The organism is Deinococcus sp. YIM 77859 (genome assembly GCF_000745175.1).
Classification (GTDB): Bacteria; Deinococcota; Deinococci; order Deinococcales; family Deinococcaceae; genus Deinococcus.
The window spans coordinates 900,989-924,045 of the sequence record NZ_JQNI01000002.1 but is presented as its reverse complement, the minus strand read 5'-3'; the positions used below and the strand labels follow the sequence as shown (position 1 = coordinate 924,045).

The window sequence follows — 23,057 nt, the reverse complement described above, 5'->3', positions numbered from 1 at the left end:
GCACCTGCGACTCGCGCTACGGGGGCGGGAGGAGGTGCGTCATCGGGACATGATACCGCAGGGAAGGAAGCGCCGGAACGGAGGGTGAGGAGCCAGCGCGTGGAGATGACCACGTCGTCCAGCAAGGGAAGTCGCGCCTGGTCCACGAATTCACGCGGGAGAAACGGGCGGCGGGGAGGAGGCCCGGCCGCGGGAAACGCGGTTCAGGCCGAGGAAAGAGCCGGGTCATGGGTGCAGGGTACGGCGCAGGCCCCTTAAGCTGACACCATGAATCCCCTGATGGAACGCCTGGGCCTGCGCGTTCCGGTCATCCAGGCCCCGATGGCGGGTGGACCGACCACGCCGGAACTCGTGGCGGCGGTGTCGCAGGCAGGCGGGTTAGGCAGCCTGGGGGCGGCGTACCTCACCCCGGCTCAGCTTCGGGAGGCGGGCGAGGGGGTGCGGTCGCGCACAGCTAGGCCCTTTGCGGTCAACCTGTTCGTGCCCGAACCCCCGCCGCCCGTGACAGAGGCGGAGGTCACGGCGGCCGTGGCTGACCTCGCGCCGCTGTACGCCGAACTGGGGCTGCCCCCGCCCACGCTGCCGGAGCGCGTGCAGGAAGACTTCGGCGCGCAAGTAGAGGCTGTGCTGGAGCTGAGGCCTGCCGTCTTCTCCTTCACCTTTGGCCGCCTGGGCACGGCTGAGCTGGCGTCCCTGCACGCGGCGGGCATTCTGGTGATGGGCACAGCGACCGGCGTAGAGGAAGCCCGCGCGCTCGCGGCAGATGGCGTGGATGCGGTGGTTGCCCAGGGCGGCGCGGCAGGCGGACACCGGGGCGGCTGGTGGCACGACGAACGGGCGGACACGCTGGCCCTCACGCGGGCGGTGGCGCAGGCCATTTCGCTCCCGGTGATCGCGGCGGGCGGCCTGATGGACGCAGCGGACGTGCGCGCGGCGCTGAACGCCGGGGCCAGCCTGGCCCAGTGCGGCACGGCCTTTCTGCGGGCCGCCGAGGCAGGCACCTCCAGGCCGTACCGGGCGGCCCTCGCCACGGCGCAACCTGGCCAAACCACCCTCACGCGGGCTTTTTCTGGCCGAACGGCCCGTGGCCTTGCCAACCGGGTGACCGCAGAGGTCCGGCACCCGCTTCCCTATCCCCTTCAGAATGCCCTGACGCGCGACCTGCGGACAGCAGCAGCCAAAGCGGGCCGCGCCGAGTTCCTGAGCCTCTGGGCGGGTGAGGGCGCGCATCGGGGACAGGAAGGGTCGGCGGCGCAGCTTCTGGCGGGGTTGTGGCCGGATTGATCCGGCGTCACGGCGCGGGGGCTGGGCTGCTACCCTAGGCCGCGTGAGTGTTCACCTGAATGCCAAGCCCGGCGAGATCGCCGAAACCGTCCTGCTGCCCGGCGATCCCCTGCGCGCGCAGCACATCGCGGAAACCTTTTTTGAGAATCCGGTACAGCACAACACCGTGCGCGGCATGCTGGGCTTTACCGGCACGTACCGCGGCCAGCGGGTCAGCGTGCAGGGGACTGGCATGGGGATCGCCTCCTCCATGATCTACGTCCATGAGCTGATCCGGGAGTACGGCTGCCAGAACCTCATTCGCGTGGGCACCTGCGGGAGCTATCAGCCGCAGGTTCATGTCCGCGACCTCGTGCTTGCCCAGGCGGCCTGCACCGACTCCAACATCAACAACATCCGCTTTGGCCCGCGCAATTTCGCCCCGATCGCGGATTTTGGCCTCCTGCAGCGCGCCTACCAGATCGCTCAGAAACGCGGCTTGGCCACCCACGTCGGCAACATCCTGTCTTCGGACACCTTCTATCAGGACGATCCGGAGGGCTACCGACTCTGGGCGCAGTACGGCGTGCTCGCGGTGGAGATGGAAGCCGCGGGGCTGTATACCCTCGCGGCAAAGTACGGCGTACGGGCCCTCACCATCCTGACCGTCTCGGATCACCTCGTCACCCGTGAGGAAACCACCGCCGAGGAACGCCAGAAGACCTTCAATGGGATGATCGAGGTCGCGCTCGACGCGGCACTGGGGGGGGAAGTTTAGGCGCCCACTCGCCCCCGGCCACCATTCTTGCCGTTCTTCCCGGCGCGCAGCACGTCGCTGACGCCAGGAACGCGCAGAATCGCTCCGCGCACGGCTTCTACATCGGCTTGCCCGGTCACGGCCAGACGCAGGTAGATGTGAGCGGTGTTGTCGGCGCTCACCCCCGCCTCGACCTTCATCGGACTGCGCTTCTCGGCCGCCAGCACACCCAGCACGTCGGCCAGCAGGCCCGGACGGTCGGGCGCGACCACATCGAGGTCCACAATCGTGCCGCCCGGCGTGCCGGAATCCCAAGAGGCCGCCACGCACCGCTCGGGCTCGTCCTTGAGCAGCCGGATCATGTTGGGGCAATCGATGCGGTGAATGCTGACGCCTCGGCCCCGGGTGAGGTACCCCATAATCTGGTCGCCGCGAATGGGATGACAGCAGTGGGCAAGCTTGGTGGCGGTGCTGAGGCCCTCTACGTACACTCCACCCGGCGCCGGAAGCTGAGGCGCGGGCGTACGGGCCTGGGCTGGTGCGGCGGCCTGCTCCTGCGCCAGGCTGGGCGAAAGCAGGCGGCCCACCATGCTGGGCGTGAGCTTGCCCGCATGCAGGGCGAGGTAGAGGTCGTCGGGGTTGCGGGTGCCGATGAGTTTTTGGGTGGCTTCCTCGAGCAGCTTGGTGCGCATCAGCTGCCGTACGGGCAGTTGCCGCTTGCGCAGGTAGCGTTCCAGCAGGTCATGCCCGCGCTGAAGGGCTTCCTCACGCTCCTGCTGGCGAAAGAAGTGGCGAATCTTGGCGCGCGCGCTGCGCGTGACGGCAAAATTCAGCCAGCCCTGACTGGGCTTGCTGTTCTTGCTGGTCACAATCTCGACCATATCGCCGTTTTTGAGCCGGTGACTGAGCGGCACGATGCTGCCATTCACCCGCGCGCCCACCGTCGTCTCGCCAATCCGGGTGTGGATGTGATGGGCGAAGTCGATGGGCGTGCTCCCCGCCGGGAGGCTGATCGCCAGGCCCTTGGGTGTAAAGACCCGCACGCGCTGCGAGAGGATGTCGGTCTTGACCGCGTCGAGGTAGTCCGAAGCGTCGTTGATCTCGTTCTGGAGTTCGCGGAGCTGCGCGATCCAGTTCTCGCGGTCCCGCTGGGCGAGTGTGGCTCCCTGCTTGTACATCCAGTGGGCGGCTACGCCGTACTCGGCCACCTCGTGCATACGGCGCGAGCGAATCTGCACCTCGATGGGCTGACCGCTCTGGCTGATCACGGTCGTGTGCAGGCTCTGGTAGCCGTTGGGCTTCGGGACAGCGATGTAGTCCTTGAAGCGGCCCGGCAGCGGCGTCCACATCGAGTGCACGATGGAGAGCGTGTGGTAGCAGATGCGCTTTTCGCGCGTCTCCTCGGCCCGCTCGCGGCGTTTCTCGTCGGTGCCGGGGGGCACGCTGAGTTCTCGCGGCGTCAGAATCACCCGGATGGCGAGCAGGTCGAAAATCTGCTCCAGCGTCTTGCCTTCTTTCTGCATCTTGTTGTGGATACTCCACAGATGCTTGGAGCGGCCCGCGATATCGATATCACTCACCCACTCCGGCAGTTCAAGGTCATCTTCCAGAGCCTCACGCAGTTGCCGGATGGCCTGCTCGATCAGCGCGTCACGCTCTTCTTGGCGGGTCCGCAACCGGCTTTGCAGGTAGGCATAGGCGTCGGGATGCAGGTACCGGAACGCCAAATCCTCGAGTTCCCACTTGATCTGTCCGATGCCCAGCCGGTGCGCGAGCGGGGCGAAAATCTCCATCGTCTCCCGAGCGATCCGCTGCTGCTTTTCGGGCTTCATGGCTCCAAGGGTCCGCATGTTGTGCAGCCGGTCGGCGAGCTTCACCACGATCACCCGGATGTCACTCGTCATGGCAATGAGCATCTGGCGCAGGTTCTCGGCTTGTAGGTCGCGGCCCGTGTCGTGCACCTGCGCCTGCTGGCTCCCCTGCTTGGAGAGTTTGCTGACCTTGGTCTCGCCCTCCACGATCCGGCGCACGTCCGCCCCGAACTGCTCCTCGATGACTTCAAAGGTGACGCCGTCAACGTCCTCAACGGTGTCGTGCAGCAGCCCTGCCAGGATGGAGTCGGTGTCCATGCCGAGTTGGGCCAGGATCACCGCGACCGCCACCGGGTGGGTGATGTACGGCTCGCCACTTTTGCGGTTCACGCCCGCGTGGGCGTCACGTGCGAACACATAGGCCCGTTCAATCCGCTCGCGTTCCTCTGCGGGACGGTCAGCAATCAGCGGGCGGAGTTCCTCCATGCCATGTTCGGTGCGCTCTTGCGGGGCCTGCACGGGGGGCAGCATAGCGCGCCCCGCCGAGCAAGAAAGGTGGCTTCACCCCTCCCCGGGGGAAACCGTAAGAGCGGCAACTGGGCGGCAGGCCCGCCGCACGTTACCCTAAGGAACGTGAAGGTGGACCGCGCCGAACAGGATGACGCCCGGCGAGAACGCATCGCCCGTGCGGCGTTTGAGCTGTTCGCCCGCAGCGGTCTGGAGGGAACCAGCGCCCAAGACATCGCCCGTGCCGCCTTTGTGAGCCGCACCAATCTCTACCGCTACTACCCGAGCAAGGTTCATATGCTGCTGGCCCACTTCGAGCGCACCGTGCGCGACACGCAGGAGGAGGCGGTGCGCCGACTTCACGCGGGGGCGGCCCCCCAGGCGGTCTGGGGGCACGTTACCGCCCGAATGGCCGATCTCGGCGTGCGTTACCGTCACCTTGTCGGTGCCGTGGGCCGCGCCGTGCTGAGCGCGCGGCGGGAGGGCGGCGAGGGCGTGCGGACAGCGCTCGCGCTGGTGGCGCTGGTCGAACCCGTCCTGGTCGCCATGCGTGACCGCGGTACCCTGCGGGACGGCATCAACACGCACCTGCTCAGCGCCCTGCTGGTCGACGCCTGCCTGCTCGCGCTGCTGCACGGCGGCCACCGCAACCAGCGCGAGGTGCTGCACGACTGGCAAGACCGCTTCAGCCTGCTGCTGCACGGCACCCTGGCACCGGGCGTGACCGAGGAGAGCCTGCGAGCGGGCGAACAGGACAGCGGCCTGATCCTGCCAAGGCCGGTCAGCGTCAGCCAGCGCTGAGCACCCGGAGCTCCTCCCTGAACCTCGCGCCCGTCGTGGCCCGAACCTCCTCGAGGGTCGCGCCGGGCATCAGCTCGGTGAGGGTGAGCTCACCGCCTCGAAACTCGAAGACCGCCTTGTCGGTAATCACCATGCTGACGTTGCCGCGGGCGGTAAGCGGCAGCGTGCATTCGGGAACAAGCTTGGGCGTGCCGTCGGGATCGGTGTGCGTCATGGTGACGATCAGCCGCCGGGCTCCGCTTGCCAGGTCCATCGCCCCGCCCACCCCCAAGAGGGGCTTACCGGGAACCGCCCAGTTGGCCAGATTCCCGCGTTCATCCACCTGGAGACCGCCCATCACCGCCACGTCCACATGTCCGCCCCGGATCATCCCAAAGGACTCCGCCGAGTCGAAGTAGCTCGCGCCAGGCAGGGCCGTGACCGGAATCTTGCCCGCGTTGACCGGATACTCCATCGCGCCGCCGTCCTCGGGAGCAGGGCCGACACCCAGCATGCCGTTTTCGGTGTGGAGGGTCACCAGGTGCGCGGGGGTGATCAGGTCCGCGACGAGCGTAGGAATACCGATGCCGAGGTTGACCACGTCGCCGGGGCGGAGTTCTTGCAGGGCGCGGCGGGCGATGTGCATCCGCGCCTCATCCACCCGCTTCGCCCCCCCCTTCACGTCGGCGCTGGAGCCCAGGTCCTCGGGCGTGAGGTGGGCCTGCACGAGGTAATCGACGTACAAGCCGGGGGTGTGAACCTGCTCCGGGGCGATCTCGCCCACCTCGACGATCTCTTCCACCTCGGCCACGACCACATCAGCTGCGGTCGCCATCGCCCGGTTGAAGTTCTGCTCGGTCAGGCGGTACTGAAGGTTTCCGGCGCGGTCGGCACGCCAGGCCCGAATAAAGGCCACGTTTCCCCGAATCGCAGGAACAAAGACCATCTCCCGGCCACCGAGCACCCGCACATCGGCGCCCTCGGCCAACACGGTGCCTGCCGAGGTCGGCGTGTAGAAGCCGCCGATGCCGGCTCCCCCGGCCCGCAGCGCCTCGGCCAGCGTGCCCTGCGGAAGGAGCTGCACTTCCAGCGTCCCGTGTTGTGCGGCGGCCACCGCTTCCCGGTTGGATGTAAAAAAGGACCCGATCGCCTTTCTGAGTTGCCCGCGCCGCAGCAAACGCCCCCCGCTCAGGCCCGGCTCACCCACGTTGTTGCCCACAAAGGTGAGGTCGCGGGTCTCCGTCTCCGCCAGGGCGTGGACGAGGTGAACGGGGTTCCCCGTCATCCCGAAGCCCCCGACCAGGAGGGTGTCCCCGGACTTCACCAACCGGGCCGCTTCCTCCAGGGTGATGATCGGAACGGTCTTCATGCCTCCACCCGCTCGATCAGCGCCGCCTCGCCCTGACCGACCCCGACGCAGAGGGTGGCCAGCGCAAGACGGCCCTCGCGCCGCCGGAGTTCGTGGGTCAAGGTGGTCACCAGGCGCGCTCCACTCATGCCCAGAGGATGTCCCAGCGCGATGGAGCCGCCGTGGACGTTCACGCGGTCGGGCGTGAGGTCCAGTTCGCGCATACACGCGATGGCCTGCGCCGCAAACGCCTCGTTGATCTCGATCAGGTCGACATCCGCCAGGTTCGTCCCCAGGCGGTTCATCAGCTTGCGGGTCGCGGGCACCGGCCCGAGGCCCATCAGCCGGGGATCCACGCCGGCCGAGGCCGCGCCCACCCAACGGGCCAGGGGGGTCACGCCCAACTCGCGCGCCTTCCCCGCACTCATCAGCACCAGGGCGGCGGCCCCGTCATTCAGCCCCGAAGCGTTCCCCGCCGTGACGGTCCCTCCTCGGCGAAAGGCGGGCTTCAGCGCACCCAGGGTGTCCAGGTCGGTCGCGAGGGTAAAGGTGTTCCCCTCGCGCCGGTAGCGGGGGTGCTCGTCGGTGTCAAAGACAGTCGCGCCCTTTTTCCCCTTCACCTCGATGGGGACGATCTCTTCCCGAAAAATGCCCGCATTGAGGGCCTCCACCACCCGGCGCTGCGACTCCAGCGCAAAAGCGTCCTGCTCCTGACGGGTGATCTCGCCTCCCGCCAGGCGCCCCTCGCGGCTGCACTCGACGATGTTCTCGGCGGTTTCTCCCATCGCCTCCAGGGGGAAAAGCGCCTCCATCGCGGGGTTGGGAAAGCGCCAGCCCAGGGTGGTGTCATAGACGGTCACGTTGCCGTTGGCAAAGGGCTGCGCCCCCTTGGGCATCACCAGGGGCGCGCGGGTCATGCTTTCCACGCCGCCCGCCACGTACACGTCCCCGTCCCCGTTGCGAATGGCCCGGGCCGCCGTGTTGATGGCGGAAAGGCCCGAGGCGCACAGGCGGTTGACCGTGAGGCCCGCGACGTGGTGCGGCAACCCGGCCAGCAGGGCGGCCATTCGGGCCACGTTGCGGTTGTCTTCGCCCGCCTGATTGGCGCAGCCCAGGATGACCTCTTCAACCTGCTCGGCAGGAACACCGGCACGCCGCAGCGCCTCCTGGATGACGGTGGCCGCCAGATCGTCTGGACGAACGGTGGAGAGCGAGCCGCGAATGGCCCCGATGGGCGAACGAACAGCCGAGACAATCACGACGTCGCGGTCTTGTAGGGACGGCATGGCTTGGGACATGACAGAGCTTCCTTTCGGTAGAGCGGGTTGGACCGTGCACCCGACATTCAAGCGTGCTCCGCCCCGCTTTTCCAGAGCCGTGGTCCGCCATTCGGAACAGGAGCACCTGACAGGTGCCAAGTGCGGGCGGCCAGGCACTTCTCTGGCGGAGCCGCTGGTATGCTCGCCCCATGCGTGACGCTTCCTCGCGGTCCTCCCTGACGCAGCTTCCCGCCTGGCAGGCCCTGAAGGCGCACTTCGAGGAGGTTCGCGGCCTGCACCTGCGCGACCTCTTCGCAAACGACCCCAGCCGCGGCGAGCGCCTGGCCGCCGAGGGGGCCGGCGTGTACCTGGACTATTCCAAGAACCGGGTCACCGACGAGACGTTACGCCTGCTGCTCCAGCTCGCACGCGAGACGGGGGTGGAGGCGCGGCGCGACGCGATGTTCGCCGGAGAGCGCCTCAACGTCACCGAGGGGCGGGCGGTGCTGCACACCGCCCTGCGTGCGCCGCGGGGCACCACTGTGACGGTAGACGGGCAGGACGTGGTGCCGGACGTGCAGGAGGTCCTTGACCGCATGAGCGCCTTTGCGGAGCGCGTGCGGGCAGGAACCTGGCTGGGCGCGACCGGCAAACCCATTCGCAACATCGTGAACATCGGGATCGGCGGCTCGGACCTCGGGCCGGTGATGGCGTACGAGGCGCTGAAGCACTACAGTGACCGCCGCCTCACCCTGCGGTTCGTGTCCAATGTGGACGGCACCGACCTCGTTGAGAAAACCCGCGACCTCGACCCTGCAGAAACCCTCTTTATCGTGTCCAGCAAGACCTTTACCACCCAGGAGACGATGGCGAACGCAAAAAGCGCGCGGGCCTGGCTCCTCGCGGGGCTCGGGTCAGGAGGAAACGAGCCCGCGGCGATCGCCCGCCACTTCGTCGCGGTGAGCACGAACGCCGCCGAAGTCGAGAAGTTCGGCATCGACACCGGCAACATGTTCGGCTTCTGGGACTGGGTCGGAGGCCGCTACTCCGTCGACAGCGCGATCGGCCTCTCGCTGATGATCGCCGTTGGGCCAAATGGTTTCCGCGATTTTCTGGCGGGCTTTCACGACATGGACGAGCACTTCCGCACGGCCCCGCTGGCGGTGAACCTTCCCGTCTTGCTCGGGGTGCTCGGGGTGTGGTACCGCAACTTCTTTGGCGCGCAGACCCACGCCGTCTTGCCCTATGACCAGTACCTCGCCCTGTTTCCGGCGTACCTCCAGCAGCTCGATATGGAGAGCAACGGTAAGCACGTCACCCGCCAGGGAGAGGCGGTGAACTACGACACGGGGCCGGTCGTGTGGGGCCAGCCCGGCACGAATGGACAGCACGCCTTTTACCAGCTCATCCATCAGGGCACTACCCTGATTCCCTGCGACTTCCTGGGTTTTTGCCAGACCCTCAATCCCCTCCCCACTCCGGAGGGACCGTCCCACCATGACCTGCTGATGGCCAACGTCTTTGCTCAGACCGAGGCCCTCGCCTTTGGCAAAACGCTGGAGCAGGTCCAGGCCGAGGGGGTGAGCGCTGACCTCGCCCCGCACCGCGTCTTTGAGGGGAACCGCCCGACAAACACCCTTCTGGCCGACCGCCTCACCCCCCGCACGCTGGGCGCGCTGATCGCCCTGTATGAGCACAAGGTGTTCGTGCAGGGCACGATCTGGAACATCAATTCCTTTGACCAGTGGGGCGTAGAACTGGGCAAGGTGCTGGCGAACCGAATCGTGCCTGAGCTTCAGGCCGAAGACGAGCCGAAGCTGCAGCACGACTCCAGCACAAACGCGCTGATTCGGCGCTACCGAGCGCGGCGGACCCCGGGGAAGGGCAGCTCCAAAGAAGGGTGACGTTAGGGCGTAGCCCTCATCCCACCGCCCCGCCCACCTCCTGGGCGTAGACCTCCCGCACCGTTCGGACCAAGTCCTCTTCGTCGCCTGAAGTGCCCAGATCCAAAAGGTATAGGACCTCGCGCGGTTCGAGGCCCGGGTTGGCGCAGACCCGGAGCAGCGCGTACTGCACGACGCTGGTGCCGGGGCGCAGCCCCCCCGCGGGCCTCCACACTGGGCGCAGGCGCGGCATCAGGTTTCGGCCAAACCGCTGTACCTCGGCCTCGTGGCGGGCGAGCTCCTTGAGCAGCAGCCCGACCGAGTGCACGCCCACGTAGTGCAGCAGGCTGGCGAGCCGCTGCGGACGTTCCGGATCGGTCCAGCCGCTGAGAAGGGGCACCTGTAGAGCAGCGGCCAGCGCCTCGTCCAGGGTGCAGATAGGGGGCACGCCCAGCAGGTAGGTGATGCTCTGCGCGTCAATAAAGACGCTGTCCGCATGGTTCGCGATGCGCTCGGGGAGGGTGTCGGCGTAGTCACGGCTCAGGCGGTGCAGGGCCATGAATTCCTCATCGGCCATCTCCAAAAGACCCGCGAGCCGGTAGAAGCGGCGACGCACCTCGCGCGGCACGGCCTGGGGGTTCTTGTACCCGAGGTCGTGTTCGATCTCGGCCCAGGCGTGCTGGAGGATGGAGCGAATCTGCACCTCAAAGCGTGTCCCGGCGAGTTCGGGCACAAGGTCGGGTTCGGTGCGCAGGACGTAGTGAACGCCCAGGTAGCCAAAGCGGTCGGGGTCATGCATCTTGGACTTGTCCATGCTGTGGTCCCAGTCCACGACGTGGTGCTCTTCCATCAGCCGGGCCACCACATTCACGTCATTGGCAAAGTAGGTGATCACGCGCACGCCGACCAGGTCGGTCACGTCCTGTAGGGTGCGGTAGCGGCCAGGCTTGCGCCGCAGCTTGTCGAAGAGGCTCGCGGGGCGTTTCACACGCCCAGTCACGTGGTGGATCTTCAGGCCCGCCGCCGTCAGGAGCCTGGTGGTGTGCGCCACCACCGCGCCAAGGAGCCGCTCATACTCCGGCAGCGCCTCCCGGTACGCCTGCACCAGCGCCTCGTTGTCCATCGTAGGGGCATGATAGGCGTTGACCCCGGCGCGCAAGCCCCCTTCGCCTTCAGGGAAGGTTGGGGATGGGGGAGGGGAGAAGCGGCCAAAGGTGCATGCTAAGGCCATGGAAGATGCCGTCACCTTTCCTGCTCCGGGCCTGATCCCCTACCCGGGCGGCTGCGTGTTGGAACCTGGCCCCTACGCGCTTGACTATCTCCTGCGCTGGCGGGCCGACGTGACCGTCAACGGTGAGGTGTACCCTCAAACGCCGGTCTTTCCGCTGCTGCGGGAACTGCTTGCGAACCCGGCAGCCCACGGCCTCACAGCAGCGCAGGCCCAGGCGGCCCGTGACCGTTTCCTTACCCTGGCTGGACAGGCCCTTGCCGCCGAAGGGGGCGACCCGGCGTGGCTGGCGCGTGAGTTTGAACGCTAGCCGACCGGTCCTGCCGAGTGGCCTGCTGCCGCCCCTGCCCGGTGAGGCGCTGCATGCACGGGTCGCGCGAACGCTGCGCGAACTGGTCCTCAGTGGTCGCCTCCCGGAGGGCACCCGGCTCCCGGGACACCGTGCCCTCGCCGCCCAGCTGGGAGTCTCGCGCAATACGCTGGTCGACGCCCTCACCCAACTGGAGGCGGAGGGCTACCTGCGGGCCAGCGCGCGCAGTGGGACGCGGGTGGCGGTTCCTGGTCCGGGGCGCTCGGCGGCGGTGAACACGCCCCTTCCGCTCAGCGCCTGGGCCACTCGAGCGCTGGCGGGACGAGTACCGGACGCGGGGGGCGGGTACGCGGTGGACTTCCGGCCCGGACAGCCGGTGCCCGAACTGTACCCGGCGGGCGCCTGGGCTCAGGCCCTCGCACGGCGAGCCCGTGAGGCCGGACAGACGCCAGGGGCGCTGGAGCCCGAAGCCGAGCTGGGGCCGCTGGAGACGCGCCGTGCCCTGGCTGCCTACCTGAATGCCGAGCGGGGCGCTCGAGTCACGCCCGAGATGGTGATGCTGACCGGGGGCACCCAAGCGTCCCTGGACGCCCTCGCCCGCGTGTTTCTGGAAGAGGGGCGGAAGGCCGCCCTGGAAGACCCCACCTATCCGGGGGCCCGCGCGGCTCTAAGCGCAACCGGGGCTACCCTGGTCCCGGTGCCGGTGGACGGGGAGGGGTTGATTCCCGCGGCGCTGCCGCCGGAGGCCACCCTGCTGTACCTCACGCCGGGCGCCCAGTACCCCACGACGGTGACGCTGCCCGCCGCCCGACAGGCGGAGGTGATCGCCTGGGCCCAACAGACCGGCGCCTTGATTCTGGAAGACGACTATGCCGCCGACCTGCACCACAGCGGCCGGCCCCCGGCGGCACTCCAGGGCCTCGCCCCCGAGCGGGTTCTGCTGCTGGGGACCTTCAGCAAGAGCCTCGCGCCCGTGACCCGCAGCGGGTACCTCGTGGCCCCAGAACGCGTGATCCGAGTGCTGGCCGGGACACGGCCCCTGACCGACCGCGTCCCGGCCACGCTGGACGCGCTCGCGCTGGCGGACGTGCTGGCCTCGGGGGCGTACGCCCGGCACCTGCGCCGCGCCCGGCAGGTGATTCGTCACCGCCACGAGGTGCTGCTGGCCGCCCTGGCCGCCAACCTCCCGGACTGGACAGTCACGCCCACCCGCGCGGGCCTGCATGTTCACGTGACCCTGCCCCCCGGCCTCAGCGAGGAGGAGGCCGTCACCGCCGCTGCACACGCTGGGGTTGCGCTGACCGCCGCCGGACCGCTGGCCCAGGAACCACGCCCCCCAGCGGTGCTGCTGGCCTTCGCACACCTCCCGCCCGAACGGCTGCGGGAAGGCGTTTTTCGTCTGAGCCAGGCCTTGGCCCGGTTCCCCAGCCGGGCTTTTCTCCACGACAGCTCTAGGTAAGCCGCGTTACACTGCGGCGATGCGCTTCCTGCTCCTTGCCCTGGTCGCCGCCGTGTTGCTGCTGTATCTCACCTTCGGTTTGCGCTTCGGGTACGTCACCCTGACGCCCACCCACCTCCTGAACGCGCAGGGCGAAAACCACTACACGTTTGAGCTGTACGAACCGAACCAGAAGGTGGGCGTGACGGGAACCTGTGCGGTACGCAGCGGGCAAGCCACCCTGCGGCTCCTCGACCCCAGCGGAACGCAGGTTGCCGGACAAAGCTGCCCCAAAGGCACCTGGTCCCTGAGCCTGTTGGGCCAAGGCGAGCCGGGCATCTACCGCCTGGTCGTAGCGTTCGACCACTACACCGGGACGCTGAACCTCCAGGAAACGCGCCAGTAGGAGACCAGCACCACAGCAAAAAGCCACGCCCGGGGGCGTGACCTCTGAGGGCTGGCGGCGCCTTACGCCTGCTGCGCCGCGGCGCGGGCCTTGTTGAGGGCCTTGGCGAGGCGGCTCTTCTTGCGAGCAGCTGCCTTCTTATGCAGGGTGCTGCCCTTGGCCGCCTTGTCGATCAGGCTCTCGGCCTTGCGGTGCAGCTCGGCCACATTCTCCGCGCCGCTCTGGGCGGCAGCGATGGCCTTTTTGGAAAAGGTCTTGATCGTGCTCTTACGGCTGCGGTTGCGCAGGCGGCGCTTCAGACTCTGACGGTGACGCTTCTGGGCGGACTTGTGACGCAGGGCCATAGTGATACTCCTTCTCCCGCAGGAGCGGGGCGGTTCCCCCTCCGGGGAACACGATGCGCCGGCGACACGGCGCGCGCGCCGCCCGCGTCTTGCGGGCTGCACGGCTGCCCACCCGGAGATGGGCAACTTTGGAAGTTTACCTGCTGCCGCCAGGCGGTGCAAGCGGCATACTGCGGGTGATGGACGGAGAGCAGCGGCAAAAGGCGCGTGACGACCTGCTGGCCTACGCCTTCCGGGCACTGGGGGGGCGCGCGCTCACCGAGGCAGAACTTCGCGTTCGGCTGCTGCGCCGCACGGATGACGCGGCGCTTGCCGCCGAGGTGCTCGCCCGCGTGCAGGAACTTGGGTACCAGAGTGATGCGGGGGTAGCCCGCACCGAGGGCACCCGCCGGGGCGTGGGGGGCTTTCGAGTTCGTCAGACCCTGCGGCGCCGCGGCGTGCCCGAAGAACTGATCGAGGCCACGCTGGCTGACCGCGACCCTACGGCGGAACAGGCGGACGCCACGGCCCTGCTTGCGCGCCGCTGGCCCACCTTCGCCCGCAAGCGTGACCCCCGCGCGAGCGCCGCCGCCTTTCTGGCACGGCGCGGCTTTGCCCCCAGCGTGATCTGGGCGGCGATCGGCGAGGTGGCGGGCACAGGCGGTGAAGCTCTCCCGGAGGAAGAATAAGCCTCGACGCGCTTGACACCCCCTAGGGGGCCGCGTAGACTACCCCACGCACTGGACGCGGGACTTGCCTGCTGCCGGAGCCGTGGTTGAAGCGGGGCGTAGCGCAGCCTGGTAGCGCACTTCGTTCGGGACGAAGGGGTCGGAGGTTCGAATCCTCTCGCCCCGACCACGCGGGAAGCCTCCCCCCTTGGCGGGAGGCTTTTCTTGTTCTGTCTTTTCCCGCCCTCTGTGAGCCCACCCTATGCGCGTGTTCGCCATCGCCGATCTGCACCTTGCCAGCGTGACGCCCAAACCCATGACGGTCTTTGGGCCGCAGTGGGCCGGTCACCCAGAAGCGATCTTCGAGCACTGGCGGGAAGAGGTACGCTCCAGCGATCTGGTGCTGCTGCCCGGCGACCTCTCCTGGGCGATGCGCTTGCCGGACGCCGTGGTGGATCTCGCTCCCATTGCCGCGCTGCCGGGCACCAAGGTGCTGCTGCGCGGCAACCACGACTACTGGTGGACGAGCGTGGGCAAGGTGCGCGCGGCCCTGCCGCCCGGTATGCTCGCCCTGCAGAACGACGCCGTACGGATAGAAAACGTGGTGGTGTGCGGGTCGCGTGGCTGGGTTACGCCGGGCTATGACCCCCTAGGCGAGGACGACGAGCGCCTGCTGAACCGCGAGGCCGAGCGCCTGCGCCTCAGCGTGCAGGCGGCCGCCAAACTCCGTCAACCCGGTGACCATCTGCTGCTGATGCTGCATTACCCGCCCGCAAGTCCGCCCTACCCGCCCAACCCGCTGACCGCCGTCATCGAAGCGGCGCGGCCCGACCTGATCGTTTACGGGCATCTGCACGGGGTGAATCCAGAGCGGGCCCTGCGGCACGTGAGCGGCATCCCCGCCTTTCTCGTCGCGGCGGACGCCCTGAAGTTTCGCCCCAAACTGCTGCTGGACACCGGCCCGCGCTGAGGCCTCCTGCTTATTGAGAATCATTCCTATTAAGGGTAGGATGGGAGCATGTCCTCCGCTCCACCCCGCATCCTCCCGGCCCCGCCGCAGGAACACGTGTTTGTCTTGCAGAAGGTTCAGCCTGCCCTCCTAGGGCTGATGGACGGCAGCGTCAGCACCCTGGCGCCCATCTTTGCAACGGCCGGGTTGACGGGCAAACCTATCGACGCCTTTTTCGTCGGCCTGGCCGCCAGTCTGGGGGCCGGAATCAGCATGGGTCTGGCCGAGGCCCTCTCGGATGACGGCCGGGTCAGCGGGCGTGGGACGCCGTTGCTGCGCGGCCTGATCACTGGTCTGGCCACGGTGCTGGGCGGAATGCTGCACACCCTGCCCTTTCTGCTGCCCGACCTTCGCACGGCCCTCACGCTGGCCTACCTGATCGTGCTGGCCGAACTGCTGGCCATCGCCGTGATTCGCTGGAAGTACATGAAAAGCCCGCTTGGACAGACCATCGTTCAGGTTGTTGTGGGGGGGGCGGTCGTGTTTGGTGTAGGCGTGTGGCTGGGCAGGCTGGGCGCGGCAGGCTAGCGCTATGGTGACTGGCCGCCGTATTCGGCCGTGCTCTGTGTCACAGACTGCGAATATGTCGCCTGCCTCCTCTCCTCTGCCGCTGTCCGTGCTGGACCTCGTGCCCGTCTCCAGCGGGATGGACGCGCCCGCCGCCCTGCGGGAGACCCTGGCCCTGGCTCGGGAGGCCGAGCACCTGGGCTTCACGCGCTTCTGGGTCGCTGAGCACCACAATATGCCCGCAGTAGCGGCAAGCGTCCCCGCCGTCGTCCTGGCCGCGCTGTCGCAGGCCACCTCGACGCTGCGGCTGGGCGCGGGCGGCGTGATGCTGCCCAACCACGCCCCACTGAGCGTCGCCGAGACCTACCGGCTGCTGTCTGCCCTCGCCCCGGGGCGTATCGATCTGGGCCTGGGCCGCGCACCCGGCACCGATCCCCGTACGGCGCGTGCCCTGCGGGGGGCCGCGGGACTCACCGAAGACGCCTTCGAGCGGCAACTCACGGACCTGCTGGCCTACGGCACTGGAACCTTTCCTGCGGGGCATCCCTTTGCGGGCATCACGGCGTCACCGGTAGATACGGCGGGTCAACCCACGCTCTTTCCACCGCTGTGGCTACTCAGTAGCAGCGGGTACGGCGCGCGGACGGCGGCGCTGTTAGGAACTGGGCTCGCCTTTGCTCAGCACATCAACCCCAGCGTGAGTGACGCGGCGGCGGCCCTCCAGGCCTACCGCACCACTTTTCGGCCCTCGCGGACGTTTCCCGAACCGCGCACCATCGTCGCGGCAAGCGTGGTTTGCGCGCCCACCCCAGAGGAGGCAGACGAGCTTGCCGCGTCCCTGGACCTGATGTTCCTGCGGCTCACCCGGGGTGAACTCGCGCCCTTCCCCAGCGTGGCCGAGGCGCGCGCCTACCCCTACACGCCCCACGAGCGGGCGCAGGTGGCGGCATACCGAGCACGCGTCGTCGTGGGTGATCCAGCGCAGGTCCGTACCCGCCTGCTCGACCTGGCCGAGCGAACAGGGGCAGACGAGCTGATGCTGACCACGTTGCTGCATGACCCGGCGGCGCGGCGGCGCTCCTACGCCCTGGTGGCGAAAGCGCTGGGACTCAGGCGCGCGGCGCGGGTCGCGGTATAGCCTGCGTCCGTGCGCTCCGGCCCCTCCCCTTCCCGCTATCCTGAACCTCGGAGGCACGTTTGCAGGATCCGGACAAAGTACAAGACCGCTTGGTGGCCGACCGCAAGGTACGCGCCGTCGCCCAGGCAGGCAGCTACGGCACCGAGGAGGCGTGGGCGGGAAGTCAGCCCACCCTGGTGACCTTCGAGCGTGGTCTGCTCTCCCCACAGACGGAAGCGCGGGCCGGCGTCACGGTGCGCCGCTTCCCCTACGAAAAACTGGAGGCGTGGCGCGACTGGGACACCGCACGCGAGGAAGCGCCCATCGCCCTGCTGGCCACCAGCCGCGTGGTGTATGACCCCACCGGCCACTACGGACGCATCCAGCGTACCCTTTGGAACCTGAATGAGGAGCGTCTCGCCGCGCACCGCGAAGACCTGTTGGGACAGGCGGCCGCTCGGCTAGAAGCGGCGCGCCGCACCACCGGCCCCGGCCACGGCATCCAGGAACAGTTGCTCGCCTTGGCGGAGGCGAGGGCGGTGGCGGTCGAGCTGCTGTACCCGGCGCTCCTCACCCATATCCACAGCTGGCCCGAGTTCGAGATTCGCCTGCCGCATGCCTGGCGCGCTGCTGCGGGCCTGCGCTTTCCCAAAGCCGTGTACCGCCTGGACGGCCTGTACGGCTTTGGCGGTGAGGCGGAAGCCCGCCGGGTGCTGCTGGCCACCCGTGGCCTCGGCCTGGTCGAACAGGAAAAGCGTGCCCGCGCCGCCTTTCAGGCCGGGTACTACGATGGCGCGGTGCGCTACCTGCGCGATGAGGCCGCTCGCACACACCGCCCGGACCTCGAGCGCTGGACCTACCTCAGCAGCGCTCGCCGTGAAAAACTGGGGACGCTCCTGGGCGTCACCCTCAGCCCACTGGGCCCCGCGGCCCTCGCCTTGGCCGGTGAGCTTCTCCAGGACGCCCGTGAGGGCCGCTGACGTCCTCGGCACCACTCCCCCCCGTCCCATACCCAGCTGTGGGCAGCGAACATACCTATGGTTTACCTGAATGCTCTTCTCTTTGCCGTCCTGGTCGCCGTATTTTCCTGGGAAGAAGACCGCGCCCTGCACTTGGGCTCAACCTGGCAAGTCCTTCTGGCTGGGCTGGGTTGGCTGCTGGCCCTCGCCCTGCTGCTTTCGACCCTGCGCCGGATCTACCCACCGGAAAGGCGCTAAGCCAACGCCGCCCGCTTGGCTGTCCCGAATCGCTGAAGTTGACCTGCCGTAGTGGACAGGGAGTGAAGCGACCCGCGACGACTGCTCGAACTCGGCTGGGCTGAGATAGCCCAGCGACGAATGCCTGCCTGCCCTGTTGTAGAACATTTCCAAGTAGCTGAACAAGGCCGACCGGGCTTCCTGCCGCGTCGCATAGACCGAATCAGCGACCTCCTCCCGCTTGAGGTGCGCGAAAAAGCTTTCTACGACAGCGTTATCCCAGCAATTTCGTCGCGGTGGCGGTCAATGAACGGGTACCTCACCGACTTTCCTTCGCGAAGAAGGCCACGGCTTTTTTCAGGATGTCCCGCTCCTGCTGGGCAATGTCCAACTCTCGCTTCAGACGCTGGATTTCAGCCTGTTCAGCGTTCAGCCCTGGTTGACTTGCCTTAAGCTACGACGTTTGTCCACGGTCGACCTCGATTTCCCCTTGTCCGGCCTTATCTCCGTGTCCATGAGGCTGGGGCAAGCTCACTCGACATCGGACTTCCCGGAATGGACGGGATTCAAACCGCAGCAGAGGTGAAGCGCGGTTGGCCAGGGAGCGGTATTCGCGTTCCTCATGCGACCTCCCCGCTGACGCCGCGCGAGACCGAGGTGCTGCGGTTGATCGCCGATGGCCAGGGCAACAGGGAAATCGCTGAGCAACTCGGTATGAGCGTCAGCACAGTTAAGCTGCACGTGCAGGATATTCTTGTCAAACTCAGGGCTGCTGACCGCACTCAGGCCGCTGTGCAGGCTCTTCGGCGAGGGTTGCTGTAGGTTTACACGAACCGTCCTCCCTCCTGCAGCACTTCCCCGTCCAGGCTCAGGCGCCCGCCCGTCCGCAGGTCGGTGATCAGGTCCCAGTGAATGGCGCTGGTGTTCGTGCCGCCTGTCTCCGGATACGAACGCCCCAGCGCGAGGTGCACGGTGCCGCCGATCTTCTCGTCGAAGAGGATATTCCCGGTGGGCGTCTGAATTCCGAAGTTGGTTCCTATGCCCAGCTCCCCTAACCGCCGCGCACCGGGGTCGGTGGCAAGCGCGGCTCGCAGCACGTCCTCGCCCTCCTCGGCGCTGGCCTCCACCACCTCGCCCGCGCGGAAAACCAGCCGAACGCCCCGCACCATCTGCCCGCCATAGCTCGCCGGGACCGTAAAGGTCACCACGCCCTCGGCGCTGTTTTCGATTGGCCCGGTGAAGACCTCACCGCTGGGCATGTTGCGCTTGCCGTCGCTGTTCGCCCAGCCTCTCCCACCCACGCGCAGGGTGAGGTCGGTGCCGGGGGCTTCGAGGCGCACAGTATCGGCGCGGCTCAGGCGCTCGATCAGCCGCGCCTGCATCTCCCGCACCTCACCCCAGGCGGCCACGGGGTCCGTACGGTCGAGGAACATCGCGCGCATCACGAAGGCGCCGAACTCGGCTGCGGTCATGCCCGCCTGCGCCGCAGCGTGCGGGGTAGGGAAGAGGGTGAGGCTCCACTTCTTCCGCGCCCGTACAGCGGCGATGGGGGCGCGAGCGGCCGTCAGCCGAGCGCGGCGAGCGGCGTCCCCCACCGTTCCCGGTTCGGGCGTCAGAATCCGCAGGCTGCCGTCCAGCGCCTCCACATCCGCGAGGTCGGCGGGGTGAATGCTGTCGAGCACGGCGTCACTCGCCAGCTCGGCGAAGTCATCATCCTGGCCGGGATACTCAAGCCGAACCACCGGACGGGCGCCCCGCATCAGCAAGGCCCGCGTGACCTCGCGCACCAAGGGCAGGGCCGCCGTGCCGCCCGCGACCAGCAGGCGTTCGCCCGCCCCAGCGCCCAGGCAGTAGTCGGACAACAGCGCCGCGTGCCGGGTAGGGTCATAGCTTGGGCCGGAAACCAGCTCTGGAGTCGTCTGCACGCGCCCGAGCCTAGCACCCGGGTGAAGCCGTTATCCTGCTCCGACATGACGGTTGCGCCCTCCGTTCCCAGACTTGACCCCCTTCATACCGCTGTGCTGACCGTCACCTGCCCGGACCGCAAGGGCATTGTGGCGGCGGTCTCCCAGTTTCTCTTTAGCCATGGGGCGAACATCATCCACTCCGACCAGCACTCCACCGATCCGGCGGGCGGCACCTTTTTTATGCGAATGGAGTTTCACCTCGACGGGCTGGACCTTGCGCGCGAGCCCTTTGAGCGGGCCTTTGCCCAGGTTGTCGCCGCGCCCTTCGGGATGGACTGGCAGCTGAGCTACACCGCGCAGCCCAAGCGTATGGCGATTCTGGTCAGCCGCTACGACCACTGCTTCCTCGACCTGCTGTGGCGCAAGCGCCGGGGTGAACTGAATGTCGAGATTCCCCTCGTGATCAGTAACCACGAGGACCTGCGCCGCGACGCCGAGATGTTCGGCATTCCCTTCCACGTCGTCCCCGTGACGAAAGAGAACAAGGCAGAAGCCGAGGTGGAACAGGTCCGGCTCTTGCGGGAGGCGGGGGCTGACTTCGCGGTTCTTGCCCGCTACATGCAGATTCTGAGTGGCGACTTTCTGCGCGAGTTCGGGCGGCCGGTGATCAACATCCACCATTCCTTTCTGCCCGCCTTTGTCGGCGCCAACCCCTATCGCGCAGCCTTCCAGCGTGGCGTGAAGCTGATCGGCGCCACCAGCCACTACGTGACAGAAGAACTCGACGCCGGGCCGATTATCGCCCAGGACGTGATCCCCGTGACCCACCGCGAAACCCCTGAGGCCCTCGTCCGGCTTGGCCGCGACGTGGAGCGCCAGGTTCTTGCCCGCGCGGTCAAGGCCCACGTCGAGGACCGAGTGCTTGTGCATGGCAACAAGACGGTGGTGTTTTAGGCCTGAGGGGGGTGGTTCAGCCCTTCAGTTCAGCTCCCGCGCCTCTCCCGGCACAAAGCCCAGCAGGATGCTGAGCCGGTCGAGGAGCGTGGGGGCAGTGAGGGCCGTCTCGCGCTGCTCGGCGCTGAGGGGCAGCAGGGCAGCGGCGAAGCTGGCGAGCAGCAGCGGGTCTTCTGGAGCGCTGTCGCGGATGGCCGGGGCATCGGCGGCGTGCAGGCGCAGCAGGTCGGCGAGAAGGTGGCGGGCGGAGGCGACTTCGGCGTCAGGCCCCAGCGTGTGCGGGGCCAGCGGCCAAAGCGACACCTCGGCGCTGAGATAGGCGTGGCTAAGGTCGAAGTCCTGCACCCGAAACCGCTCGCCGCCCACCACCAGGATGCTGCTGGTGCCGTCCTCGTGCTGCTCGGCGCGGGCGAGGTGCGCGAGGGTCCCTACCCGGGAAACACGCTCATGGAGGGGCAGCGGCGAAGTCTCACGGAACTGCACAATGCGCACGATGCCGAAGGGGCTGCCGCTGGCCTGGACGTAGGCCAGGAGTTCCCGGTAACGCGGCTCGAACACGTACAGGGGGAGCACCTGTCCGGGAAACAGCACGACGTTGGGGAGGGGAAACAGCGGCACGCGCATCTTGGAGGTCATGGTGCGCCCTTCTGTGCGGCAGGAATTGGGCCAGCCATACAGAAAACGCGCCCGTGGCTTTTGCCCCTACGTCTCCCTCGCGGGGGGGCGCGGTTTCCGGCGGTGTTGCGGAGTCGGGGGGGGCGGCGCGCCCCAGGCCGCCAGTTGCTCGGGCGTCACGCCCAGCGTGAGGAGGAAGGCCGAGTCCTGCGGGGTCAGGCCCGCTGTGGAAAGCAGGTCGGGCCGCCGCGCAAGCGTTCGCGCGAGGGCCTGCTCGCGCCGCCAACGGGTGATCGCGCCGTGGTTGCCGCTCCGCAGCACCTCCGGCACCTGCTCACCGCGCCACTCGGGGGGACGGGTGTACTCCGGGTAGTCCAGGAGGCCGCTGCTGAAGCTGTCCGCTTGATGAGACTCCTCGTCCCCCAGCACGCCCGGTACCAGCCGTGCCACCGCTTCCAGAACACACGCCGCTGCCGCCTCCCCGCCCATCATCACAAAGTCCCCGATGCTGAGTTCGCGGGTGACCAGGCGTTCTACTCGGGCGTCAAACCCCTCGTAGCGCCCGCACAGAAAGGCGAGGTGCTTCCGGCGGCTGAGTTCCTCTGCGGTGCGCTGGGTCAAGCGTTCCCCAGCGGGCGTCAAGAGAATGACCTCGTCGGCGGGCGGCAGGCTGGCAAGGGCGCGCTCGGCCACATCCACCCGGATCACCATGCCCGCGCCGCCCCCGTACGGCGTGTCGTCCACCTTGAGGTGTCTGTTGCCCGCGAAGTCACGCATGTTCACAAGCCGCACGTCGAGGAGGCCCCGCGCCCGCGCCTTGCCCACGATGGCCTCGGCGGCAAAGGGTGCGAGCAGTTCGGGGAAGAGGGTCAGAAAGGAGAACGTCAGCATGCCCGGCGCCTCACGCCTCTTCGCCCAGGAGCCCCGCCGGGGTGTCTGCCGTCAGATCGATGGCGGCGGGACGTCCCTGCGCGTTCGTTTGAACAACCACGTAGGGGGCTTGCAGCGGCAGCCAGGCTTCGCGCTGGCCATGCTGGACCACCAAGAGATCCTGGTGACCGGCATCCACCACGTCGGTCACGGTGCCGACCTGTTCTCCCGTGGGACCGTGCACGGGCAGGCCACGCAGCTCGTGATAGTAGTAGCTGCCTTCCTCGAGGGGCGGGAGGTCGGCGTCGGCCGCGTACAGGTTCGCGCCCCGCAGGGCCTCGGCTCCCTCGCGCGTGAGGATCCCCACGAGGTACAGGACCACGCCGGGCGGCAGGAGCTCGGCTCGGCGCACCCGCAGCCAGCCGCGGCCTTCGATCCATACGCGCCGAAGCGCCAGCAGCTGCTCGGGGTCGCCGAGCACGTACACCTTCACGCCGCCCTGAACGCCGTGCGGTCCCAGGAAGTGCCCCAGCCGCGTTGTCTCTGCGGGGGCCGTCACGGCTTGCGCGGCGCGTCGAGATCCACATTCACGCGCTCGCGGGGGTCCGTGGCCGCGCGGACCAGCGTGCGAATCGCCTGAATCACGCGCCCCTGCCGGCCGATCAAGCGGCCTTCCTCGCCGGGACCAACCCGCACGATCACGTTTGGCCCGCGCTTCGACACGCGCACGAGCGACGGTTGATCCACCACGCTCTGCGCCAGGAAGAGCGTCAGGTCTACAGGGTCTGTTTTCATGGCGGGCATTGTAGAGGGTCGTGACCCCCGCAGCTCAAGGAGAGGCCGGGCCGCTGAACGGCGCTCCGGTTTCTCCCCACGGCCCACCCCGCGCCCCGACCAACAA

25 protein-coding genes, 1 tRNA gene and 1 pseudogene are annotated in these 23,057 nt (G+C 68.0%); 16 read left to right on the top strand and 11 right to left on the bottom strand.

Features of this window, described 5'->3' with window-relative positions; all coding sequences use genetic code 11:
- Positions 1 to 267 precede the first annotated feature (267 nt).
- Together EI73_RS04675 and deoD are read left to right on the top strand one after the other, a co-directional pair.
- Positions 268 to 1,284, top strand: a complete 1,017-nt coding sequence (locus EI73_RS04675) for a nitronate monooxygenase family protein (protein ID WP_034384702.1) — start codon at positions 268 to 270, stop codon at positions 1,282 to 1,284.
- Positions 1,285 to 1,327: 43 nt separating this feature from the next.
- Positions 1,328 to 2,041, top strand: a complete 714-nt coding sequence (gene deoD, locus EI73_RS04670) for a purine-nucleoside phosphorylase (protein ID WP_034384700.1) — start codon at positions 1,328 to 1,330, stop codon at positions 2,039 to 2,041.
- Here deoD and EI73_RS04665 read toward each other — a convergent pair.
- On the bottom strand, positions 2,038 to 4,317 hold the full coding sequence (locus EI73_RS04665; protein WP_034387745.1) for a bifunctional (p)ppGpp synthetase/guanosine-3',5'-bis(diphosphate) 3'-pyrophosphohydrolase: 2,280 nt from the start codon (positions 4,315 to 4,317) through the stop codon (positions 2,038 to 2,040). The two genes, deoD and EI73_RS04665, sit on opposite strands and share 4 nt — an antisense overlap.
- Positions 4,318 to 4,464: 147 nt before the next feature.
- On the opposite strand from EI73_RS04665, the gene EI73_RS04660 reads away from it, so the two are divergent.
- Positions 4,465 to 5,139, top strand: a complete 675-nt coding sequence (locus EI73_RS04660; protein ID WP_034384698.1) for a TetR/AcrR family transcriptional regulator — start codon at positions 4,465 to 4,467, stop codon at positions 5,137 to 5,139.
- On the opposite strand, the gene EI73_RS15850 is transcribed toward EI73_RS04660, so the two are convergent.
- Entirely contained in the window at positions 5,126 to 6,487 is a 1,362-nt protein-coding gene (locus tag EI73_RS15850) for a 3-oxoacid CoA-transferase (RefSeq protein WP_034384696.1), read from the bottom strand. The two genes, EI73_RS04660 and EI73_RS15850, sit on opposite strands and share 14 nt — an antisense overlap.
- A complete protein-coding gene (locus EI73_RS04650) occupies positions 6,484 to 7,764 on the bottom strand; it encodes a thiolase family protein (RefSeq protein ID WP_051935412.1) in 1,281 nt (426 codons plus the stop codon). The genes EI73_RS15850 and EI73_RS04650 overlap by 4 nt, the downstream gene beginning before the upstream one ends.
- A 170-nt stretch (positions 7,765 to 7,934) precedes the next feature.
- Between EI73_RS04650 and pgi the strand changes: the two genes are divergently transcribed.
- Positions 7,935 to 9,629 (top strand): glucose-6-phosphate isomerase, encoded by a 1,695-nt coding sequence (gene pgi / locus EI73_RS04645; RefSeq protein ID WP_034384694.1) that lies wholly within the window; start codon positions 7,935 to 7,937, stop codon positions 9,627 to 9,629.
- A 16-nt stretch (positions 9,630 to 9,645) separates the two neighbouring features.
- Here the strand turns inward: pgi and EI73_RS04640 are convergent, their stop codons facing one another.
- On the bottom strand, positions 9,646 to 10,731 hold the full coding sequence (locus tag EI73_RS04640; protein ID WP_034384691.1) for a GTP pyrophosphokinase family protein: 1,086 nt from the start codon (positions 10,729 to 10,731) through the stop codon (positions 9,646 to 9,648).
- Between the two features lie 106 nt (positions 10,732 to 10,837).
- Between EI73_RS04640 and EI73_RS04635 the strand changes: the two genes are divergently transcribed.
- From EI73_RS04635 to EI73_RS04625, 3 genes are read left to right on the top strand one after another with little or no spacing between them, the layout of a single operon-like run.
- Positions 10,838 to 11,146, top strand: a complete 309-nt coding sequence (locus EI73_RS04635; RefSeq protein ID WP_034384689.1) for a hypothetical protein — start codon at positions 10,838 to 10,840, stop codon at positions 11,144 to 11,146.
- On the top strand, positions 11,130 to 12,605 hold the full coding sequence (locus EI73_RS04630; RefSeq protein WP_231557286.1) for a PLP-dependent aminotransferase family protein: 1,476 nt from the start codon (positions 11,130 to 11,132) through the stop codon (positions 12,603 to 12,605). The genes EI73_RS04635 and EI73_RS04630 overlap by 17 nt, the downstream gene beginning before the upstream one ends.
- Positions 12,606 to 12,624: 19 nt before the next feature.
- Positions 12,625 to 12,990 (top strand): hypothetical protein, encoded by a 366-nt coding sequence (locus tag EI73_RS04625; RefSeq protein ID WP_034384684.1) that lies wholly within the window; start codon positions 12,625 to 12,627, stop codon positions 12,988 to 12,990.
- Positions 12,991 to 13,052: 62 nt separating this feature from the next.
- Here EI73_RS04625 and rpsT read toward each other — a convergent pair whose 3' ends face one another.
- Positions 13,053 to 13,334 carry a 30S ribosomal protein S20 gene (rpsT, locus tag EI73_RS04620; RefSeq protein ID WP_034384682.1) on the bottom strand — a complete coding sequence of 94 codons (282 nt, stop codon included), beginning with the start codon at positions 13,332 to 13,334 and terminating at the stop codon, positions 13,053 to 13,055.
- Positions 13,335 to 13,513: 179 nt separating this feature from the next.
- On the opposite strand from rpsT, the gene EI73_RS04615 reads away from it, so the two are divergent.
- The 7 genes from EI73_RS04615 to EI73_RS16670 all read left to right on the top strand — a co-directional run bounded on the left by EI73_RS04615 (position 13,514) and on the right by EI73_RS16670 (position 17,831).
- A complete protein-coding gene (locus EI73_RS04615; protein ID WP_156103457.1) occupies positions 13,514 to 14,002 on the top strand; it encodes a RecX family transcriptional regulator in 489 nt (162 codons plus the stop codon).
- Between the two features lie 92 nt (positions 14,003 to 14,094).
- Positions 14,095 to 14,171 (top strand) — tRNA-Pro (locus EI73_RS04610).
- A 72-nt stretch (positions 14,172 to 14,243) separates the two neighbouring features.
- Positions 14,244 to 14,951, top strand: coding sequence for a metallophosphoesterase (locus tag EI73_RS04605; RefSeq protein WP_034384680.1), 708 nt, complete (start codon positions 14,244 to 14,246; stop codon positions 14,949 to 14,951).
- Between the two features lie 48 nt (positions 14,952 to 14,999).
- Positions 15,000 to 15,518, top strand: a complete 519-nt coding sequence (locus EI73_RS04600; RefSeq protein WP_034384678.1) for a VIT family protein — start codon at positions 15,000 to 15,002, stop codon at positions 15,516 to 15,518.
- Between the two features lie 55 nt (positions 15,519 to 15,573).
- Positions 15,574 to 16,635, top strand: a complete 1,062-nt coding sequence (locus EI73_RS04595; RefSeq protein WP_034384675.1) for an LLM class flavin-dependent oxidoreductase — start codon at positions 15,574 to 15,576, stop codon at positions 16,633 to 16,635.
- A 59-nt stretch (positions 16,636 to 16,694) separates the two neighbouring features.
- Positions 16,695 to 17,594 carry a hypothetical protein gene (locus EI73_RS04590; protein WP_034384673.1) on the top strand — a complete coding sequence of 300 codons (900 nt, stop codon included), beginning with the start codon at positions 16,695 to 16,697 and terminating at the stop codon, positions 17,592 to 17,594.
- A gap of 57 nt (positions 17,595 to 17,651) precedes the next feature.
- Positions 17,652 to 17,831 (top strand): hypothetical protein, encoded by a 180-nt coding sequence (locus EI73_RS16670; RefSeq protein WP_034384671.1) that lies wholly within the window; start codon positions 17,652 to 17,654, stop codon positions 17,829 to 17,831.
- 54 nt (positions 17,832 to 17,885) lie between these two features.
- Here the strand turns inward: EI73_RS16670 and EI73_RS16665 are convergent.
- Positions 17,886 to 18,098 (bottom strand): annotated as a pseudogene (locus EI73_RS16665) (IS3 family transposase); the annotation flags it as partial.
- A gap of 267 nt (positions 18,099 to 18,365) precedes the next feature.
- On the opposite strand from EI73_RS16665, the gene EI73_RS04580 reads away from it, so the two are divergent.
- Positions 18,366 to 18,632 (top strand): response regulator transcription factor, encoded by a 267-nt coding sequence (locus EI73_RS04580; protein ID WP_034384669.1) that lies wholly within the window; start codon positions 18,366 to 18,368, stop codon positions 18,630 to 18,632.
- A gap of 2 nt (positions 18,633 to 18,634) precedes the next feature.
- On the opposite strand, the gene EI73_RS04575 is transcribed toward EI73_RS04580, so the two are convergent.
- Entirely contained in the window at positions 18,635 to 19,735 is a 1,101-nt protein-coding gene (locus EI73_RS04575; RefSeq protein WP_034384667.1) for an aminopeptidase, read from the bottom strand.
- A 45-nt stretch (positions 19,736 to 19,780) separates the two neighbouring features.
- On the opposite strand from EI73_RS04575, the gene purU reads away from it, so the two are divergent.
- The gene (gene purU, locus EI73_RS04570; protein ID WP_034384665.1) at positions 19,781 to 20,671 is read left to right on the top strand and encodes a formyltetrahydrofolate deformylase; all 891 of its coding nucleotides are present in this window, start codon (positions 19,781 to 19,783) and stop codon (positions 20,669 to 20,671) included.
- 24 nt (positions 20,672 to 20,695) lie between these two features.
- Here the strand turns inward: purU and EI73_RS04565 are convergent, their stop codons facing one another.
- The 4 genes from EI73_RS04565 to EI73_RS04550 all read right to left on the bottom strand — a co-directional run bounded on the left by EI73_RS04565 (position 20,696) and on the right by EI73_RS04550 (position 22,951).
- Positions 20,696 to 21,307 (bottom strand): LON peptidase substrate-binding domain-containing protein, encoded by a 612-nt coding sequence (locus tag EI73_RS04565; RefSeq protein WP_081908960.1) that lies wholly within the window; start codon positions 21,305 to 21,307, stop codon positions 20,696 to 20,698.
- A gap of 66 nt (positions 21,308 to 21,373) precedes the next feature.
- On the bottom strand, positions 21,374 to 22,177 hold the full coding sequence (gene trmD / locus EI73_RS04560; protein WP_034384663.1) for a tRNA (guanosine(37)-N1)-methyltransferase TrmD: 804 nt from the start codon (positions 22,175 to 22,177) through the stop codon (positions 21,374 to 21,376).
- A 10-nt stretch (positions 22,178 to 22,187) separates the two neighbouring features.
- Positions 22,188 to 22,715 (bottom strand): ribosome maturation factor RimM, encoded by a 528-nt coding sequence (gene rimM, locus EI73_RS04555; RefSeq protein ID WP_034384661.1) that lies wholly within the window; start codon positions 22,713 to 22,715, stop codon positions 22,188 to 22,190.
- On the bottom strand, positions 22,712 to 22,951 hold the full coding sequence (locus tag EI73_RS04550; RefSeq protein ID WP_034384659.1) for a KH domain-containing protein: 240 nt from the start codon (positions 22,949 to 22,951) through the stop codon (positions 22,712 to 22,714). Before EI73_RS04550 ends, rimM begins: the two co-directional genes overlap by 4 nt.
- Between the last annotated feature and the right edge of the window lie 106 nt (positions 22,952 to 23,057).